Source organism: Kluyvera sp. Awk 3 (assembly GCF_028069715.1).
Classification (GTDB): domain Bacteria; phylum Pseudomonadota; class Gammaproteobacteria; order Enterobacterales; family Enterobacteriaceae; genus Kluyvera; species Kluyvera georgiana_A.
In genome coordinates this window covers 1-293 of record NZ_JANEWH010000345.1, presented here as the reverse complement: position 1 = coordinate 293, position 293 = coordinate 1, and the positions used below count along the sequence as shown (strand labels likewise).

The window sequence follows — 293 nt, the reverse complement described above, 5'->3', positions numbered from 1 at the left end:
ATAGACCGCCTGGGGAGTACGGCCGCAAGGTTAAAACTCAAATGAATTGACGGGGGCCCGCACAAGCGGTGGAGCATGTGGTTTAATTCGATGCAACGCGAAGAACCTTACCTACTCTTGACATCCAGAGAACTTAGCAGAGATGCTTTGGTGCCTTCGGGAACTCTGAGACAGGTGCTGCATGGCTGTCGTCAGCTCGTGTTGTGAAATGTTGGGTTAAGTCCCGCAACGAGCGCAACCCTTATCCTTTGTTGCCAGCGGTTCGGCCGGGAACTCAAAGGAGACTGCCAGTG

1 rRNA gene is annotated in these 293 nt (G+C 53.6%); it reads left to right on the top strand.

Going from position 1 to position 293, the window contains the following annotated elements:
- A 16S ribosomal RNA gene (locus tag NNN71_RS25040) occupies positions 1-293 on the top strand; the annotation flags it as partial.